Genomic DNA, 17,369 nt, shown 5'->3' on the forward strand with positions numbered 1-17,369 from the left:
AATATACATGAAATCATTTCGTTTGTGTATGTCTATTTTGTGAAATGTTTCACAAAATAGACGTAATAAAAAAACGCACTGCTAATATAGAGCAGTGCATTTTTTATTATGCTAGCGCTTGTGCTAAATCTTCAATTAAATCTTCACCATCTTCAATACCGACAGAAATACGAATTAATGTATCTGTAATTCCTAATTCTTTGCGGCGATCAGCTGGGATTGATGCATGTGTCATTTGAGATGGAATAGAAATTAAACTTTCTACCGCTCCTAAGCTTTCAGCAAGTGTAAAGTATTGTAGTTTCTCAAGTACTTTATTTAATGTTTCTTCACTATCTACATCAAATGAGATAATAGCACCAAACCCGTTTGCTTGTTCTGTTGCTAATTCGTGATTTTGATGTGATTCAAGACCTGGGTAATATACTTTATTTACTTTTGGATGATTATTTAAGAACTCAGCAATAGCACGTGAATTCGTTTCATGTTCTTCCATACGAATTCCTAATGTTTTTAAACCGCGAAGTAGTAAGAAGCTATCTTGTGGCCCAAGAATACCTCCTGTTGAGTTTTGTACAAAGTGAAGATCTTCTGCTAGTTGTGGGCTATTTACAACTACTAAACCTGCAACTACATCACTATGACCTCCTAAATATTTCGTTGCACTATGAAGCACAATATCTGCTCCTAAAGAAATCGGCGACTGCCAATATGGCGTCATGAATGTGTTATCAATAATTGTTAATAGATCTTTCTCTTTAGCAAGAGTAGATATTTTCTTAATATCAGTAATTTTTAGTAGTGGGTTCGTTGGTGTTTCCACATAAATTGCTTTCGTATTTGGACGAATCGCTTCTTCAACTTCCTCTAAGTTTGTTGTATCTACAAATGTATGCTCAATACCGAAACGGTTTAATACTTTCGTAATAACGCGGTATGTTCCGCCATAAACATCATCTGTTAAAATAACGTGGTCACCTTTTGAGAACAACATAATTGTCGCTGTAATAGCAGCCATTCCTGAACCAAATGCAAATCCAGCATGCCCATTTTCTAATACAGCAATCATTTCTTCTAAAGCTGCACGTGTTGGGTTACCTGTACGTGAATATTCATATCCTTGATGCTTACCAACTGCTTCTTGTTTGTACGTACTTGTTTGATAAATCGGTACGTTTACAGATCCAGTTGAAGGTTCTCCTATGCGAATACCATGAATTAACTTTGTCTTTGCTCTCATTTTTCATTCCCATCCTTTGTATATGTCTTTACTTAAATAGCGCTCACTGCTATCAGGAAAAATCGTTACAATATTTGTACCTGGTGCTGCCTTCTCTGCCTCCAGTAAGCTCGCATGAAATGCTGCTCCTGAAGAGCTCCCAACGAGAAGTCCTTCTTTTTGCGCTAATTCTTTCACTCGTAAAAATGCATTTCGATCAGAAATCGTATGAATTTCATCAAAATAAGATGTCTTCAAAAATGGCGGGATAAATTCCAGTCCAATTCCTTCGGTCTCATGTGAACCAGCCTTACCACCATTTAAAATAGATCCTTCTGGCTCTACGATAACTGTTTTAATATCTATATTTTTTTCTTTCAAATAAGATGCAGTCCCCATAAACGTACCGCCAGTTCCTGCTCCAGCAACAAATATGTTAATCTCTCCATTCAATGCGTCCCACAGTTCAGGTCCTAGTGTTTTAAAATATGCACGAGGATTTGCCTCATTTGCGAACTGACTTGGAGAGTATGAATTCGGTAGTTCATTTACTAACTCTTTTGCTTTAGCAATTGCACCGGTCATTCCTTGCTCAGTCGGTGTATGCACGACCGTTGCACCTAGTGCTTTCATTAATTCTTGTTTTTCAATACTAAATTTCTCTGGTACACAAACAATAACACGTAAATCATGTTCTAATGCTGCAAGTGCCAGTCCAATACCAGTATTCCCAGCAGTCGGTTCAATAATTGTTCCACCCCGGGTAACAAGCCCTTTTTCTAGCGCATCTTCGATTAATTCTCTTCCTAAACGATCCTTAACGCTTCCGCCTGGGTTATAAAATTCAAGCTTTGCAAATAAACGGACTCCTTTCGGAAGTGAAAAACGAGTAATTTCTACAATTGGTGTATGACCAATTAACTCATGAACTCCACGATATACATTCATCGTGTTCTCCCCCTTGTTTGCCAATAAAGAAAAGGCAACTGTATGTATTTTCTTTATATGAGACAGTTGCCTTTTTGTTACATTACTTTAACTCTTCTAACACTTTTACGATAAAGTTTGTAGAATGAAGAGCTGCTTGATCTAAAAACTGATCAAATGAAACATTTGATTCTTTACCAGCAATATCAGAAAGTGCGCGAATGATAACAAACGGAATTTCATATTGGTGGCATACTTGTGCAACAGCTGCTGCTTCCATTTCTACCGCATAAAGATTTTCAAATTTATCACGAATGGCTGCAACGCGGTTCGGATCACTCATAAATGAATCACCTGTTGCAATCATACCTTTTACAACTTGAATATTTTCTTCAGCCTGCATACATTTCTCAGCTAATGCAACTAACGCCTCATCAGCTTTAAATCCAGGCGGCATTCCTGGTACTTGACCATATTCATAGTTAAATGCTGTTACATCTACGTCATGGTGACGAACTTCAGTGGAAATAACTACATCACCAACGTTTAGAGAATGATGGAATCCACCAGCTGAACCAGTATTAATTACTTTTTCAGGCTTATATTTTTCTAATAAAATTGTCGTTGACATCGCTGCGTTTACTTTACCAATACCAGACTTTAACAAGATTACTTCATGCCCTGCTAATAGCCCTTTCGTAAATTCACAACCTGCAACCGTTTCTGTCTCTGCTTGTTCTAATTTATCACGTAAAATACGTACTTCTTCTTCCATTGCTCCAATTACAGCAATTCTCAATCTAATCCCTCTTTCTATTGCTTAGTTGCCTCCATTACCCAAACGAAATGATTTAATCTCGTGAACGTTACATGGAAGCCATTGTTTTCAAAAATAGTCTGCATAACTGGAATACGTGTATAGTATTCCGTTTGCAAATCGTTTGCTAACTGGTGGAAACCTCTTTGTTTTGCTGTTTCAACAGTTTTATCATATGCATCTTGATCTGCAAATATCGTATCAGCAAACACTATTTTACCACCTTTGTTTAGCAATTGACTATACTTCGCAATCGCTACATTTTTTTCATCATCTGTTAAATGATGAAATGCATAGGTGCTTACAATGGTATCAATTGAATTTGGAACTTCAAACGAAAGAAAATCACCGTCTGTAATTGAAAATTCTTTTGGCAATTTCTCTTTTGCAATCATGCGCATTTCACGCGACGGTTCTATACCGTAAACTGTGCGGCCAGCAAGTAATAATTTATTTGTTAAATTACCTGTACCGACACCAAATTCTAATACATTACCAAATGACTTGTTAACTACATCCTCTAGAATGTCCTCATAATGGGCGAAAACTTCTTTATATTGTATATCTTCGCCTTGTACAAATGAGTCGTACGTATGAGCCCACTCATCAAATAAACCATTAAATTCTGTACCCATAAAAATTCCCCTTTTTCTTATCGGTTTTATCAGTATGATATTCCCTCTTTCTAAAAATGTCAATTGAAATGTACATGGTATTTCCTTCTTTTCTTTGTTACACTATAGTTGATTACATAGGAGAGGGGCCGTCTTCATGTCATTTACCTTTGAAATGTTAGAAGATAAAGTAGAGTTTTTTGAAGCGGGAGACTTAGCTTCTTTAGAACGAAAAATTAGTGAACAAATTGATAATAATAAAGCACTTATGCTTGAAGTTCATCACATCTCACATCAAATGGTTATGGATCCTGAAAGCAAAAGACCGTATTATAGCGCGGTTGTTCATTTTAAATTAAAGAAATTGCGTTAACAAAAAAGAGAAGCTCCTAAGGAGCCTCTCTTTTTTAGTTTAGAGTTTGAACAAGTACTGGTTTCCAGCCCTCATTGTCTACCCAATCAATATTTACATAATATCTTTTCCCACTTTGCTTATCTTGAACATCACCATAAGCTTTGCTCTTTCCAGTTTTGTCTCTTCCAACAAAATGGAATACTAATTGCTCTTTCGGTACTTCAACACCTGCAGCAATTGCACTTTGCATCTCATTCCAATCTGATGAACCCTGTTTAAACGTCATCGCTGGTGATGAACCTTGTTCTGTTCCTACAGCTTTCCAAGAAGGTTTTGTATACGCCTCTTTTGCCTTAGATACAGTTTTCTCAGCTGATACTTTCTCGTTAGCTTTCGCTTCTTCTTCAGCTTTTTTCTGTTCTTCTTCAGCCTTTAGCTTCTCTTCTTCAGCTTTTTTCTTAGCTTCTGCTTGCTCTTGTTCTTTTTCTTTTTTCTTAGCAGATTCTTTATCTTCTGATTTCCCAGCTTTCTCATTCTTTGTTGTTTGTTGAGAGACTTTCTTATCAGTAGAAGATGCTTGCTCTTTCGTACTAGGAACGAACAATTGATATGCTACAATAGCTACTAATAGTAATACAATAGCGATTGCAATATTTAAAACACCGTTTTGACGACGTTTTTGTTGTTTCTGTTGGAATCTTGATCCTCCTGCCATTCTCCAAACCTCCATGCAGTTTTTCCTAATTGCTATTGTAACATTAAATCTAGAAAGGTTGAACATTTACAATGATATTTTCATGAAATGAAGACATTTCACTATAAATTGCAAGATTACTTTTCATTCTCCAATTGATAGATTGCTCCTACCATATCTTTAAAAATAGGTGTAACTTTATTCACTTTGCTATCAGTCTCTAGATCAACAACAACTAAAGCATATCTTGGATTCTCATACGGAAAATAACCTGCAAACCAGCGATTCACCCTCGTCCCTTTCCCTGTTTGCGCTGTCCCAGATTTTCCAGCGACACTTAGTGGCAACGAACGGAATGCCGTTCCTGTTCCTTTCTCCCTTGTTACAACGCCTCTTAATAACTCTTGTAATGTTTTCACTGTTTCATACGAAAGCTGTTTTCCATTTAACGTATGGCTCTCAAATGTAAAAAAATCCGCTCCATTTTTATATACTATTTTTTCAACTGCTTTCACTTCCATCTTTTCTCCATTCCTCGCAATCGTCGCCATCATATTTGCAATTGCTAGAGGTGATATACGTACATCTTTCTGTCCAATTGCTGTTTGTTCTACCGCTTTTTTACTATTTTTATTTTCTTCATTCCCCCAAATAGTAGTACCCTTTTCTTCTGGCATTTGCTCAAAATGAGGTGTATGAAATACAGAACCTTTCCATCCAACCTTTTCATTTGCTCCTAAAGCTGCTACGTATGTTTCTAGCACCGTCTTATCCTTTTGTAATAGCTCGTTACCTAACTCGGAAAATGTCCTGTTACAGCTCCTAGCAAAGCTCTCTTTAAAGTTAAGTGTACCCATCCTAACTTGCGGGTCGTTTTCACCATATAAATCTTTATTACAGTTAAATGTCCGATTAAACAAATTTACTTTTTGATCAATGACTGCAGCTGCAACTACTGTTTTAAAAACAGAGCCTGGAAAATGTGGCGTTAACATTTGATTTTCAAGTGTAGTTTTATATAAATTCTCATCCCTTACTTGTAAAGACGGCTTACTAGCCATCGCTAATATTTCATTTGTCTTTACATCAAGTAATACTAGTCCCCCCTTCTTTATTTCATTCGCTTCAATCACTTCTTCTGCTTTTTGCTGCAACTCTTTATGTAAAGTAGTTTGAATCCTAACTGGATAAAATGGATTTCCTGGTGAAGTGTATTTCGCTTGCTTTCCGAAAATTGGTTCTCCTTGCCTATCTACTTGATATAATACTTTTGCCTCTCCATCAGTCAATAGAAATTCATCAAATGATTGCTGTAATCCTGAAATACCTATCGGCGTTTGTTTTGAGATTCTTTTCAATTCTCCATATCGCTTTTGAAACTCCCTTTCGTTCTCCCCTACATCACCAATTAAATGATTTATCTCTCCAGTTTGTTTTAATCGCACTTCAGCTGCTACAATACCTAATACATGTAATTCATTTACCTTCTCCATCTGTTCTCGTGTCACTCGAAATGGAGCAGTTTCTCCTTGTAGTGTAAATGCATTTTTATTATTTTTCATTTGTCTTCTAATCTCTTGTCTCGACACACCAATGATATGCGCGATTTTCTCTAACATGTCATTTTTTATTTGTAAAAATGGAAAAATAATTAAAACAGGATATTTTTCCTCACCTATTTTTTTACCATTACGATCTATAAACTGCCCACGTCCATCGTCTACTGTAATGGATTGTGTGCGTTGCGTAACACTTTTTTCAATTAAATTTATTTTGCGATCAGTAAATGATTCTGTATCTATAATTTGAATTTGGATTAAACGACAAAGCAATACAAACATAACGCTCATAAAACAAATTAAAACAATTGTAATTCTCCGTTTTATTTTCATAAAAAACACCTCGTCTATTGTAGTTTAGACGAGGTACTATTTTATTTATACAATCTCCAAAACAAAAACAGATATTATATAAGGCTATTATTGTTTCTTTGGCTTCTCTAAAAATTTCATAAGAAGCGATCTAAATTCAGTTTCATTCACTCCAGTGTTTTTAGCAACTTCAATTACAGTGGTTGTTACATTAGCCGCTATTTTTAAATAATCCTTACTAAGATTATCCATTTCATTTCTTTTTTCTTTTGCATTCTCAACTGTTACAGAATCAATACAAGTAATCATCTTATCTACAATATGTAAATAATTATTTTGTGCATCTATTATTTTTTGAATATCATCTTTATTACTTACTTTCGATTGTTTTAAATATGTATATGCTTGATTCACTTCATCTTTTAAAATTTTATCATTATTCTTCGCCTGTTCTTGTAACATATTCTTCATATCATCTATTGTTTTTTGATCCATCGAATCTCGCAATAAATAATCTGGATTCCCAATTGCGTAATCATACTTAATCGTTACATCTTGAAATATTTTCATGACAATTGCTAATTGATACGCTACATCAAAATCATTAAATTCCTTTTTATCTTGTGGATTTTCTAAGGCTTTTGAACTCTCAGTTGCTTTAATATCCTTTTTTTCTTCTTGCTTCACTTTTTCTCCCTTTGATGATGTAGTTTCTTCATTCGTTCCGCATGCAGCAAGTCCTAATATGGAGATACTACAAACCAATCCTGTAAAGATTTTATGTTTCATAATTAGCCCCTTTTCCCTTTTAAAACCTATGGTCTCTAATTATGATATCAAAGCTTAAAGTGTTTTTTTGACATTTTTTGTCGAATCACTCTAAGGTTTACACAATTTTTTTCATTCTATAGAAAAAAAAGATTCTCCCGATAGGAGAATCTTTTTTTTATTTTACAGAGACAATCTCTACTTGCATTTCTCCGCCTGGTGTTTGGATTGTTACTTTCTCACCAATTTGCTTACCTAATAAGCTTTTTGCGATTGGAGAATCGTTAGAAATTCTTCCTTCGAATGGATCAGCTTCCGCGCTACCTACGATTGTATACGCTTCTTCATCTCCGTTTGGTAATTCTTTAAATGTTACTGTTTTACCTAATGTAACAACAGTAGATACTTCGCCAGTATCTTTAATGATAACTGCGTTACGAATCATATTTTCTAATTGTGTAATACGTCCTTCTACGAACGCTTGCTCATCTTTCGCTGCATCGTACTCAGAGTTCTCAGAAAGATCCCCGAAGCTACGTGCGATTTTAATACGTTCTACTACTTCTTTACGTCTTACTGTTTTTAATTGCTCAAGTTCGTTCTCTAGTTTTTGCTTACCCTCTTGCGTCATAGGGTATGTTTTTTCTGTTGACATATTTTCCACTCCTTTTATATACCAATCCCCTGAAAAAAAGAGGAGTTCCATATGAAAACTCCTCCGCTTCCATTGTTAGCGGAGGTTTCTAGTACCCTTGCACTAGCGGAGTTGTCACATACAACCCCGTATTTCCAATTCTTCTTTATATAAAGAAGATATGTATGGAAAGTTGATATAAATATGCCCTCACCTATATATAGATGAGGTTGCATGTTTCATTGTATTCGATAAGAAGGGAAAAAATCCCTTCCTACCGTATATCTTTTACTATGCTATTACAAATTTACTTTTTGTTCAAGAATTGTTGCAATTTTTGTCACCATAATATCAATTGCAACGTGGTTTTGTCCACCTTCAGGGATAATAATATCCGCAAATTTCTTAGAAGGCTCAATAAATTGATTGTGCATTGGACGTACAACATTTACGTACTGATCAATAACTGAATCCATCGTACGACCTCGCTCTTTAATATCACGTTGCATGCGGCGCAGAATACGAAGGTCAGCATCCGTATCAACGAATAATTTAATGTCCATTAACTCGCAAAGACGTGGGTCTTCTAAAATAAGAATTCCTTCTAAAATAATTACATCTTTCGGCTCAACCGGAATAATTTCTTCTGAACGCGTATGCAATGTATAGTCATATACAGGCTTATCAATTTGCTCATATGCAAGCAACTGCTGCAAATGTTCAATTAACAGATCATTATCAAACGCAAGCGGATGATCATAATTTGTTTTTAAACGCTCTTCCATTGGTAAATGGCTTTGATCTTTGTAATAATAATCTTGCTCTAAGATTAAAATAGAATGACCTTTAAAATGGTCAAAAATCGCTTTCGTTACACTCGTTTTACCTGATCCCGAACCACCAGCAATTCCAATTACAACAGGCTTATTCGTCCCCATTCGACTATCACTCTTTCTTATTGAAGTATGCTTTTGCGCATCATATTATTCACATACACTCGTTGATCCACTTTGAATTTCACGATTTGCAACGGATGTCTCGCTGCATCTAATTCGTTTCCATCCTCATCCCAAATTTTCTCCACCGTTTGCGTAAAGTTTTCTATTTCTGGTCCAAAGAACTCCACTTCATGTCCTGGTTTGAAATGATTACGTTGCTCAATCGTTACGATGCCCGTTTCTTCATTATAATCTAACACTAAACCAGCAAAATCATACGTTGTTTTCTTACTATGATTTCCAAACATTTGCTCTTGATGTCCTGGAACCCCTTCAAAGAATGCAGGAGCTGTATCACGATTTGCACATTTATCAAGCTCATCTAACCATTCTTGTTTAAACTCAAAGTTATCTGGATCCGCACAATACGCATCAATTACTTTACGATATACAGTTGCTACAGTCGCTACGTAATGGATTGATTTCATACGTCCTTCTACCTTTAAGCTATCGATTCCGATTTCAATCATTTTTGGAATTGATAAAATTAAATTTAAATCTTTTGGACTCATCGCAAAGTGAGCATCTCCTTCTTGGAATAGAGGAAGCTCTTTTGCATCTTTATGTTGTGATACTGTTTGAACTAAATCATAATCCCAGCGGCAAGATTGGCAACAACCACCACGATTAGAATCACGCGCTGTCATATGGTTACTTAATGTACATCTTCCTGAATATGCGATACACATTGCACCATGGACGAACGCTTCAATTTCAATATCCACTTTTTCTTTAATTTCTTTCATTTCTTCATAGCTTGCTTCACGAGCTAATACAAGACGATGTAAACCTTCTTCTTTCCAATACTGTGCTGCTTTCCAGTTGGATAGTGATTGCTGTGTGCTTAAATGCACCTCAACAGAAGGCGCTACGCGTTTACAAGTCTCAATGATAAGCGGATCAGCAACGATAATTCCCGTTACGCCAGCTTTTTCAATCCCTTTTAAATATTCCTCTAGCCCGTCCATATTTTCATTATGTGCAAAGATATTTGTTGTTACGTATATTTTTGCTCCATACTTCTTTGCAAACTCAACGCCTTCTGCCATTTCTTCTAGCGTAAAGTTACCTGCATTCGAACGAAGACCAAATTCTTGTCCACCTAAATATACAGCATCTGCCCCGTAATGGATAGCTACTTTTAATTTTTCTAAGTTACCCGCAGGGATTAACAGTTCAGGTTTCTTCACAATAACACGTTTGCCATCGATCACTCGTGAAATTTCTTGTACAGTCATTTCCTACACCCTCCTCGTTTAGTAAACCGTTTCTTTAAAGAAGAATCCTGTATCTAACGGACGATTTACTGGTTGCATTTCTTCTATTTCTTTATATAGATCATCTTTCACGTCATAATATGCATCACGATCTTCTACGCATAAATCAATCGCTTGACGATATTTCTTCGTTACTTCAATAATGTATTCAGAGCTTTTTAGTACACCGTCGATTTTTAAGCTATCAACTTCAGCATCGATTAGTTCCTCTAATTCATCGATGAAACAAATGTCGTTCGGACTCATAATGTGAGTACCATTTTCATCTTCATAAATTGGATATTTATTGTTACGCTCTGGGTCATATAAGAACATATTCTCTTCATATTTTTTCTTTTCAATGTCAAGATTACGTCCTTGATACTCAAAGTAGTTTCCTACTAATGAACGCTTCGATTGGAACATACAAGTCATACCGTGAATTTGTACTTCCAGTTCCACTTCAGCATTTTCTTTTAAATCAACAATTTCATCTAAGCTAAGCTCACGAGCTAATACAGCACGCTTTGATCCTCTTTGTCCCCAGTAATTACAAGTGAACCAGTTTGTTGCTGTCGTTTCTGTATTCCAGTGCAACTGCATATTTGGTGCTACTTCACGAACAGCCATTAATACCGCTGGATCTCCGAAAACAATTGCATCTACATTTACTTCGTTTAAAAATGAAACGTAATCTGTTAATTCTTCTACTTTATCGTTGTGGAACATAGCGTTCATGGCTACGTATACTTTCACACCATTTTCATGTGCAATCTTTACAGTTTGTTTTACATCTTCACGTGAAAACTCCCCTGCTAAACGTAAACCAAACTTTTGCTCACCGATCATTACCGCATCTGCTCCTGCTTTCGCAAGTTGTTCGATATCCGCCACCGCTCTTGGCGTTACTAACAATTCAGGTTTCTTCATACCTTGGTCACCCTCTCTTTTTACTAACAGCTACTCCATCACCAATTGGGAAAATCGTTGTATCATATCCTTCATGGTTCATAAGCCACTCATTGTACGTCTTAATACGACGGATTAAACCACGTGTACGTCTGTTTTCAATTTTCTCTTTTGTCGTTACAAGACCGTGGTACATAACATTATCTGAAATAATTACGCCACCAGGATTTAATAACGGTTCATATAAGTCAAAAAAGCGACGATACTGTCCTTTTGCTGCATCAATAAAAATAACGTCAAATGTCCCGTGTTCTTTTACTTGTTCACCTGTCTCTAACGCATCACCGTAAATAACTGAAATACGATCTGTTACTGGGGAACGTTCTATATATTCAAGTGCTTTTTCATATCGCTCACGATTGCGCTCAACTGTCACAATACGTGAATTTGGAATAGCTTGCATCATACGAATACTAGAATAACCGATTGCTGTTCCAAGTTCTAAAATGCTTTTCGGTCCAATTAAACGTAAAAATTGCAGCATAAATTCCATTCCAAGTCGATCCATAATCGGCACATGATTTTCTGTTGCATATTCTTCCATTTCAAGAATTAATTTATCTTTCGGATCAATAAATGATAATAGGTACTCGTTAACTGCATCCTCCATAAATGGTCCTCCTTATTTACATGGAGAAGTGCCTCTATGACGTCTTTTCACACATAGAATGCAATAAAAATACAAGCCAGCTTTATCCTTAGCTTGTACGTCCCGTTTTGATATTAAAAACGATTCTTCTGCCAGTTTTTAACCCGATATATTTTACCACAAAAAAGAGGGATGTGCGACTTTTTTCGCTATCCCTCCCCATTTCACTATTTTTTCGTAATGTATTTTTGCTTTAATGCATTATGCTCTTCTAATGTTTTCGCATAGTACACTTCACCACTTGGTGCAGCTAAGAAATAATAATAATCTGTTTGCGCAGGTTCTAACGCAGCTTCTACTGAATGTTTACCAGAGTTTGCGATCGGCCCTATCGGTAATCCTTTTACAACATACGTATTGTACGGTGAGTTGACCTTTAAATCTTCGTATAATACACGTTGTTTATGCTTTCCAAGTGCATATAATACCGTTGGATCCGTTTGAAGCGGCATACCTTTTGCTAAACGATTATAAAAGACACTAGAGATCTTTTGACGATCTGTAAAACCAGTTGCCTCTTCTTCAATAAGTGAAGATAATGTTAAAAGCTGATGAACATCCCAATTCTTCGCTTTCATTTTCGCCTCATTTTGAACAATGATTGCATTTGTTTTCTCAAGCATTGGAATTACAATTTCTTCTAACGTCGTATCTTTCTTATAAAACGAATACGTTGCAGGATATAAATAACCTTCTAATGGGTATTTAATATTGCTATCAAAGATTTTATCCGTTAATAACTTCGGATACTTTTGCTGCATTTTTTGAATAAATGCTTTATCGTTTAATTGACGCGTAACATCATCTTTATTCCACTTTAGTTCTGTCGCAATCGTTTCTGCAATTTCAGTTACTTGCGCCCCTTCTTTAATCGTCACTTTATAAAGAGCCGGACGATGCACATTGCCAGATGACATTTGTTCGATCACATCTTCAGCATTCATTGAAGGATTTAATAAATATGTACCTGCTTGTAAACTTTTCGATTTAGCCTTTGTATAAAAACTAAAAACTGTACCGTTTTTTACAGCGCCTTTTTCTTCTAAAATTTCTCCAATTTTACTTGTAGATGATCCTTTCGGAATTTCTACTTCAATCTCTTTTTTATTCCCGCTATCAACTGGTCCTAATGCGGATGAAATATACGCATAGACTGAACCACAAACTAAAAGCAGTGCAATAATCGAAAATAAAAAGATGCGTCTACGCTTCTTTTTCACTTGATTCTCTATCAAAACATTTCCTCCTTACTTAATTGTAGACCGTATGTACACCTTTCTATACAGCACGATGTAAAAACGCTAAAAATTCACTTATCTTTTTTAATTGACACTTTATTTTTCTACAATCCGTCTCATTATACTACAAAGACTTACACAGTTTCGACAAAAAATCTTTCATTTTACATATAAATACAAAAAAAGATGGACTGTATGTCGTCCATCTTTTCAGTACTTATTATTCAGCTTCTTGCTCATCAGCTAGAGTGTTGAACATTTCTTGTACCATTTCCCACTCTTCTTCAGATTCGATTGGAAGTAAAGTTCCGCCCTCTTCTTCATTTTGCTCATAAGCCATTGCATCATAAATTTGGTCTCCATCTTCGTCTACTTCACCGATTGGAGAGAAGACTACGTATGATTTTTTTCCAAATTTTTCAGCGTCAAAAGTGAAAATAATTTCACATAAATGTTCGTTACCTTTTTCGTCTACAATTGTAATTTGATTTTCTTCCATTTTGGTCACCTCTTATTTACTATCTAAAAATCCTTGTAAGATTACGACTGCAGCCATCTTATCAATTACTTGCTTTCGCTTCTTACGGCTTACATCGGCTGAAATGAGCAGACGTTCCGCTGCCATTGTTGACAAACGCTCGTCCCACATTACAACGTCTAATTGTAACAGCTCTCGTAGGTTTTCTGCAAATTGTTGGCACGCTTCACCACGCGGGCCAATTGTACCATTCATATTTTTAGGTAAACCTACTACTATCTTGTCCACATTGTACTGCTTTACTAACTCAGAAATACGATCAAAACCAAAGTGACCTCGTTCTTCGTTAATCTTAATTGTTTCTAATCCTTGTGCTGTCCAGCCCATTTCGTCGCTAATTGCAACTCCGACTGTTTTTGTACCTACATCTAAACCTAATATCCGCATAAACTACTCCTCACGATGATGTTTCAAGTAAGACTTCACAAGCTCTTCAATTAACTCATCACGTTCAAGCTTGCGAATGATGCTACGTGCATCTTTATGGCGAGGTATGTATGCTGGGTCTCCACTTAATAAGTAACCGACGATTTGGTTAATCGGATTATAGCCTTTTTCTTGAAGTGCATCATACACAGTTAAAAGTACATCATTTACATGGACACTCTGTTTTTCATCTTGAATGCTAAACTTCATTGTTTTATCAAAACCGTCCATTTCAAGCACCTCACTTATATAGTAAGTATAGGGAGAAGAACTTCTCCTCTCCCTACCATTGTACACTACTATCTCTTTATTTTGAAACAGATTTAACGTACTCTTGTACAAATGCTAAAGCTTCTTCGACTTGAGCTGGGTTTTTACCGCCTGCTTGTGCCATATCAGGACGGCCGCCACCGCCACCGCCGCAACGAGAAGCTACTTCTTTCACAAGTTTACCAGCATGGTAACCTTGGCTAATTAAGTCTTTCGTTACACCTGCTAGGATGTTTACTTTATCGTCATTAACAGACGCTAATACAACAACTGCTGACTCTAATTTATTTTTCAGATCATCCATCATCGTACGTAAGTTATTCATATCTGCAACATTTACTTTCGCTGCTAATACATTCACACCATCAACTGTCATTACAGAATCAGTTAAGTTTCCAGCTTCGATATTGCTTAATTTCGCAGCAAGAGATTCATTTTCTTTTTGCAGTTGTTTCACTTCAGCAAATAGACCATCAACTCTTGTTAAAATATCTTTCGGATTTGTTTTCATTTTTCCTGCTGCTTCTTTTAATAAACCTACTTGATCGTTCATTAATTCGTATGCAGACTTACCAGTTACTGCTTCAATACGACGAGTTCCTGCACCGATACCAGACTCAGCAACGATTTTGAAAATACCGATAGAAGCTGTGTTATCAACGTGACAACCGCCGCAAAGCTCTAAGCTGTAATCGCCAACTTGTACAACGCGTACAACATCACCGTATTTTTCACCGAATAATGCCATTGCACCCATTTCTTTCGCTTCTTCGATTGCTTTTTGAGAAATCTCAACATCAATACTTTCCCAAATTTTCTCGTTTACCATACGCTCAATTTTTTCTAATTCGTCAGCTTGTACTTGACCGAAGTGAGAGAAGTCAAAGCGTAGACGTTCAGAAGTTACAAGAGAACCTGCTTGGTTAACGTGTGTTCCAAGTACGTCTTTTAATGCTTGGTGTAGTAAATGAGTTGCTGTATGATTTTTTACAACGCTACTACGATTTTTCGTATCGATAATAGCTTTTACAGCCGCATCTTCCGTTAATGTTCCTTCTTCGACAACAACTTTATGCAAGTTTTGGCCGTTTGGTGCTTTTTGTACGTCTTTTACAAGAACTTTCACGCCATCAGCAAGAAGGTAACCACGGTCTGCAATTTGTCCACCGCTCTCAGCATAGAATGGTGTTACATCAAGAATTAACTGTCCTTCTTCACCAGCTTGTAAGCTGTCTGTGTATTCGCCATTTTTCACAAGTGCAACAACGTTACTTTCTGTTGCAACTGTACCGTAACCAACGAATTCGCTCGCTACTTTAATTTCTCCAAGGACACCACCTTGAACTTGCATAGAATCAACGTCTTGACGAGCAGCACGTGCACGCTCACGTTGTTTTTCCATTTCATTTTCAAAGCCTTCATGATCAACTGTCATGCCAGCTTCTTCTGCATATTCTTCTGTTAATTCAATTGGGAAACCGTATGTGTCATATAGACGGAACGCATCTACTCCAGAAATAACAGTTGTTTTTTCTTCTTTTGCTTTTGCAATTACTTCAGCTAAAATCGCTTCACCATCATGAAGTGTTTCATGGAAACGCTCTTCTTCGTTCTTCACAACTTTCGCAATGAAATCTTTCTTTTCAAGTACTTCTGGATAGAAGTCTTTCATTACTTCTCCAACAACCGGTACTAATTCAAACATAAATGGACGATTGATGTTTAATTTCTTCGAATAACGAACAGCGCGGCGTAATAAACGACGTAATACATAACCACGGCCTTCGTTAGATGGAAGAGCACCGTCACCAACAGCGAATGTTACTGTACGGATATGGTCAGCAATTACTTTGAATGCCATATCTTTTTCTAAATCGCCATTACGATATTTTTCACCAGAAATTGTTTCTGTTGCACCAATCATCGGCATGAATAGGTCTGTATCGAAGTTTGTAGGCACATCTTGAACGATAGATGTCATACGCTCTAGACCCATCCCTGTATCGATGTTTTTCTTAGGAAGTGGTGTATATGAACCGTCTGGATTATGGTTAAATTGAGAGAATACAAGGTTCCATACTTCTAAGTAACGCTCGTTTTCTCCGCCTGGATATAATTCTGGGTCACTAAAGTCATTACCGTAAGCTTCTCCACGGTCATAGAAAATCTCTGTATTTGGTCCACTTGGTCCTTCACCGATATCCCAGAAGTTTTCTTCTAAGCGAATAATACGCTCTTTTGGAACGCCCATTTTCTCATTCCAAATTGTGAATGCTTCTTCATCTTCTGGATGGATTGTAACTGATAGTAATTCTTTATCGAATCCGATCCATTTGTCGCTCGTTAAGAATTCCCAAGCCCATGTAATTGCTTCTTCTTTGAAGTAATCACCAATTGAGAAATTTCCTAACATTTCAAAGAATGTATGGTGACGAGCTGTTTTCCCTACGTTTTCAATATCGTTTGTACGAATTGATTTTTGAGCATTTGTAATACGTGGATTTTGTGGGATTACACGTCCATCAAAATATTTTTTTAATGTAGCTACACCACTATTAATCCATAGAAGAGATGGATCTTCATGCGGAACTAGTGATGCACTAGGTTCTACTGCATGTCCTTTTTCTTGGAAAAAGTCTAAAAACATTTGACGAATTTGTGCGCCTGTTAGTTGTTTCATTGTATTTTCCTCCTTAAATATAAAAAACTCCCGTCCCTATAAAAGGGACGAGAGTTAACTCGCGATACCACCCTAATTATGAATTGATTACAATAACAATCAATTCATCACCTCATGGTGCCGTAACGTGGCAAGACGGCAGTGATTAGCTGCTCTCAGGATTAGCTTTCTGTTACCCTTCATTTAAAGCTTCTTTCAGCCATATGGAAGCTTCTCTCTATAAATGGACTGTAACGTACTTGTTCCGTCATTGATTTAATGTATTATATGACTAAATATAATAGAATTCTCTTAAGTTTGTCAATGTAGATAATCATTTATATTGGATTAATTACTTATTAATCATAAGTATTCTACTATTCATTCTTAACAGCCTTTTCATATAGTATGCATTTATTAATAAATCGGAATCTCCTTATAAGAATAATTTATATAAATTTCTAAAT

At 36.3% G+C, this 17,369-nt stretch carries 18 protein-coding genes and 1 other annotated feature; of the genes, 1 reads left to right on the plus strand and 17 read right to left on the minus strand.

Going from position 1 to position 17,369, the window contains the following annotated elements:
• Positions 1–106: 106 nt before the first annotated feature.
• The 4 genes from HMPREF2590_RS07700 to HMPREF2590_RS07715 form a co-directional block, all read right to left on the minus strand.
• Positions 107–1,240: a bifunctional cystathionine gamma-lyase/homocysteine desulfhydrase gene (locus HMPREF2590_RS07700; protein ID WP_001201908.1), complete on the minus strand. Its 1,134-nt coding sequence runs from the start codon at positions 1,238–1,240 to the stop codon at positions 107–109.
• 3 nt (positions 1,241–1,243) lie between these two features.
• Positions 1,244–2,167: an O-acetylserine dependent cystathionine beta-synthase gene (locus HMPREF2590_RS07705; protein WP_001103882.1), complete on the minus strand. Its 924-nt coding sequence runs from the start codon at positions 2,165–2,167 to the stop codon at positions 1,244–1,246.
• An 82-nt stretch (positions 2,168–2,249) separates the two neighbouring features.
• Positions 2,250–2,945, minus strand: coding sequence for a 5'-methylthioadenosine/S-adenosylhomocysteine nucleosidase (mtnN, locus tag HMPREF2590_RS07710; RefSeq protein WP_001217024.1), 696 nt, complete (start codon positions 2,943–2,945; stop codon positions 2,250–2,252).
• A 14-nt stretch (positions 2,946–2,959) separates the two neighbouring features.
• Positions 2,960–3,598 (minus strand): class I SAM-dependent methyltransferase, encoded by a 639-nt coding sequence (locus HMPREF2590_RS07715; RefSeq protein WP_000536315.1) that lies wholly within the window; start codon positions 3,596–3,598, stop codon positions 2,960–2,962.
• Positions 3,599–3,734: 136 nt separating this feature from the next.
• Between HMPREF2590_RS07715 and HMPREF2590_RS07720 the strand changes: the two genes are divergently transcribed.
• A complete protein-coding gene (locus tag HMPREF2590_RS07720) occupies positions 3,735–3,950 on the plus strand; it encodes a YrzA family protein (RefSeq protein ID WP_000010984.1) in 216 nt (71 codons plus the stop codon).
• 34 nt (positions 3,951–3,984) lie between these two features.
• On the opposite strand, the gene HMPREF2590_RS07725 is transcribed toward HMPREF2590_RS07720, so the two are convergent.
• From HMPREF2590_RS07725 to alaS, 13 genes are all read right to left on the minus strand, one after another.
• On the minus strand, positions 3,985–4,647 hold the full coding sequence (locus HMPREF2590_RS07725; protein ID WP_000897099.1) for a YrrS family protein: 663 nt from the start codon (positions 4,645–4,647) through the stop codon (positions 3,985–3,987).
• Between the two features lie 116 nt (positions 4,648–4,763).
• Positions 4,764–6,518, minus strand: coding sequence for a peptidoglycan D,D-transpeptidase FtsI family protein (locus HMPREF2590_RS07730; protein ID WP_000695155.1), 1,755 nt, complete (start codon positions 6,516–6,518; stop codon positions 4,764–4,766).
• A gap of 87 nt (positions 6,519–6,605) precedes the next feature.
• On the minus strand, positions 6,606–7,286 hold the full coding sequence (locus HMPREF2590_RS07735) for a hypothetical protein (RefSeq protein WP_000680878.1): 681 nt from the start codon (positions 7,284–7,286) through the stop codon (positions 6,606–6,608).
• Between the two features lie 157 nt (positions 7,287–7,443).
• Positions 7,444–7,920: a transcription elongation factor GreA gene (greA, locus tag HMPREF2590_RS07740; RefSeq protein ID WP_000102591.1), complete on the minus strand. Its 477-nt coding sequence runs from the start codon at positions 7,918–7,920 to the stop codon at positions 7,444–7,446.
• Between the two features lie 278 nt (positions 7,921–8,198).
• Positions 8,199–8,837 (minus strand): uridine kinase, encoded by a 639-nt coding sequence (gene udk, locus HMPREF2590_RS07745; RefSeq protein ID WP_000537078.1) that lies wholly within the window; start codon positions 8,835–8,837, stop codon positions 8,199–8,201.
• Between the two features lie 17 nt (positions 8,838–8,854).
• Positions 8,855–10,135: a peptidase U32 family protein gene (locus tag HMPREF2590_RS07750; RefSeq protein ID WP_000217974.1), complete on the minus strand. Its 1,281-nt coding sequence runs from the start codon at positions 10,133–10,135 to the stop codon at positions 8,855–8,857.
• Between the two features lie 18 nt (positions 10,136–10,153).
• Complete coding sequence (locus tag HMPREF2590_RS07755) at positions 10,154–11,083, minus strand: peptidase U32 family protein (protein WP_000742811.1); 930 nt, start codon at positions 11,081–11,083, stop codon at positions 10,154–10,156.
• 7 nt (positions 11,084–11,090) lie between these two features.
• Entirely contained in the window at positions 11,091–11,732 is a 642-nt protein-coding gene (locus HMPREF2590_RS07760; RefSeq protein ID WP_000389102.1) for an O-methyltransferase, read from the minus strand.
• Between the two features lie 206 nt (positions 11,733–11,938).
• On the minus strand, positions 11,939–13,006 hold the full coding sequence (mltG, locus tag HMPREF2590_RS07765; protein WP_000572136.1) for an endolytic transglycosylase MltG: 1,068 nt from the start codon (positions 13,004–13,006) through the stop codon (positions 11,939–11,941).
• Between the two features lie 223 nt (positions 13,007–13,229).
• The gene (locus HMPREF2590_RS07770; protein WP_000392247.1) at positions 13,230–13,508 is read right to left on the minus strand and encodes a DUF1292 domain-containing protein; all 279 of its coding nucleotides are present in this window, start codon (positions 13,506–13,508) and stop codon (positions 13,230–13,232) included.
• A gap of 12 nt (positions 13,509–13,520) precedes the next feature.
• Positions 13,521–13,934: a Holliday junction resolvase RuvX gene (gene ruvX, locus HMPREF2590_RS07775; protein ID WP_001221193.1), complete on the minus strand. Its 414-nt coding sequence runs from the start codon at positions 13,932–13,934 to the stop codon at positions 13,521–13,523.
• A 3-nt stretch (positions 13,935–13,937) separates the two neighbouring features.
• Positions 13,938–14,204: an IreB family regulatory phosphoprotein gene (locus HMPREF2590_RS07780; RefSeq protein ID WP_000348590.1), complete on the minus strand. Its 267-nt coding sequence runs from the start codon at positions 14,202–14,204 to the stop codon at positions 13,938–13,940.
• Positions 14,205–14,280: 76 nt separating this feature from the next.
• Positions 14,281–16,923, minus strand: a complete 2,643-nt coding sequence (gene alaS / locus HMPREF2590_RS07785) for an alanine--tRNA ligase (RefSeq protein WP_000811821.1) — start codon at positions 16,921–16,923, stop codon at positions 14,281–14,283.
• Positions 16,924–16,963: 40 nt separating this feature from the next.
• Positions 16,964–17,183, minus strand: a binding site (T-box leader).
• Between the last annotated feature and the right edge of the window lie 186 nt (positions 17,184–17,369).

Source organism: Bacillus sp. HMSC036E02 (genome assembly GCF_001836235.1).
Taxonomy (GTDB): Bacteria; Bacillota; Bacilli; order Bacillales; family Bacillaceae_G; genus Bacillus_A; species Bacillus_A cereus.

Coding starts and splice junctions, on each gene's coding strand:
- HMPREF2590_RS07755 (WP_000742811.1), bottom strand. CDS start 11,083: ATGAAGAAACCTGAATTGTTAGTAACGCCAAGAGCGGTGGCGGATATC.
- alaS (WP_000811821.1), bottom strand. CDS start 16,923: ATGAAACAACTAACAGGCGCACAAATTCGTCAAATGTTTTTAGACTTT.
- HMPREF2590_RS07720 (WP_000010984.1), top strand. CDS start 3,735: ATGTCATTTACCTTTGAAATGTTAGAAGATAAAGTAGAGTTTTTTGAA.
- HMPREF2590_RS07750 (WP_000217974.1), bottom strand. CDS start 10,135: ATGACTGTACAAGAAATTTCACGAGTGATCGATGGCAAACGTGTTATT.
- HMPREF2590_RS07730 (WP_000695155.1), bottom strand. CDS start 6,518: ATGAAAATAAAACGGAGAATTACAATTGTTTTAATTTGTTTTATGAGC.
- HMPREF2590_RS07705 (WP_001103882.1), bottom strand. CDS start 2,167: ATGAATGTATATCGTGGAGTTCATGAGTTAATTGGTCATACACCAATT.
- HMPREF2590_RS07760 (WP_000389102.1), bottom strand. CDS start 11,732: ATGGAGGATGCAGTTAACGAGTACCTATTATCATTTATTGATCCGAAA.
- HMPREF2590_RS07735 (WP_000680878.1), bottom strand. CDS start 7,286: ATGAAACATAAAATCTTTACAGGATTGGTTTGTAGTATCTCCATATTA.
- HMPREF2590_RS07715 (WP_000536315.1), bottom strand. CDS start 3,598: ATGGGTACAGAATTTAATGGTTTATTTGATGAGTGGGCTCATACGTAC.
- HMPREF2590_RS07700 (WP_001201908.1), bottom strand. CDS start 1,240: ATGAGAGCAAAGACAAAGTTAATTCATGGTATTCGCATAGGAGAACCT.
- HMPREF2590_RS07780 (WP_000348590.1), bottom strand. CDS start 14,204: ATGGACGGTTTTGATAAAACAATGAAGTTTAGCATTCAAGATGAAAAA.
- HMPREF2590_RS07725 (WP_000897099.1), bottom strand. CDS start 4,647: ATGGCAGGAGGATCAAGATTCCAACAGAAACAACAAAAACGTCGTCAA.
- udk (WP_000537078.1), bottom strand. CDS start 8,837: ATGGGGACGAATAAGCCTGTTGTAATTGGAATTGCTGGTGGTTCGGGA.
- HMPREF2590_RS07770 (WP_000392247.1), bottom strand. CDS start 13,508: ATGGAAGAAAATCAAATTACAATTGTAGACGAAAAAGGTAACGAACAT.
- greA (WP_000102591.1), bottom strand. CDS start 7,920: ATGTCAACAGAAAAAACATACCCTATGACGCAAGAGGGTAAGCAAAAA.
- ruvX (WP_001221193.1), bottom strand. CDS start 13,934: ATGCGGATATTAGGTTTAGATGTAGGTACAAAAACAGTCGGAGTTGCA.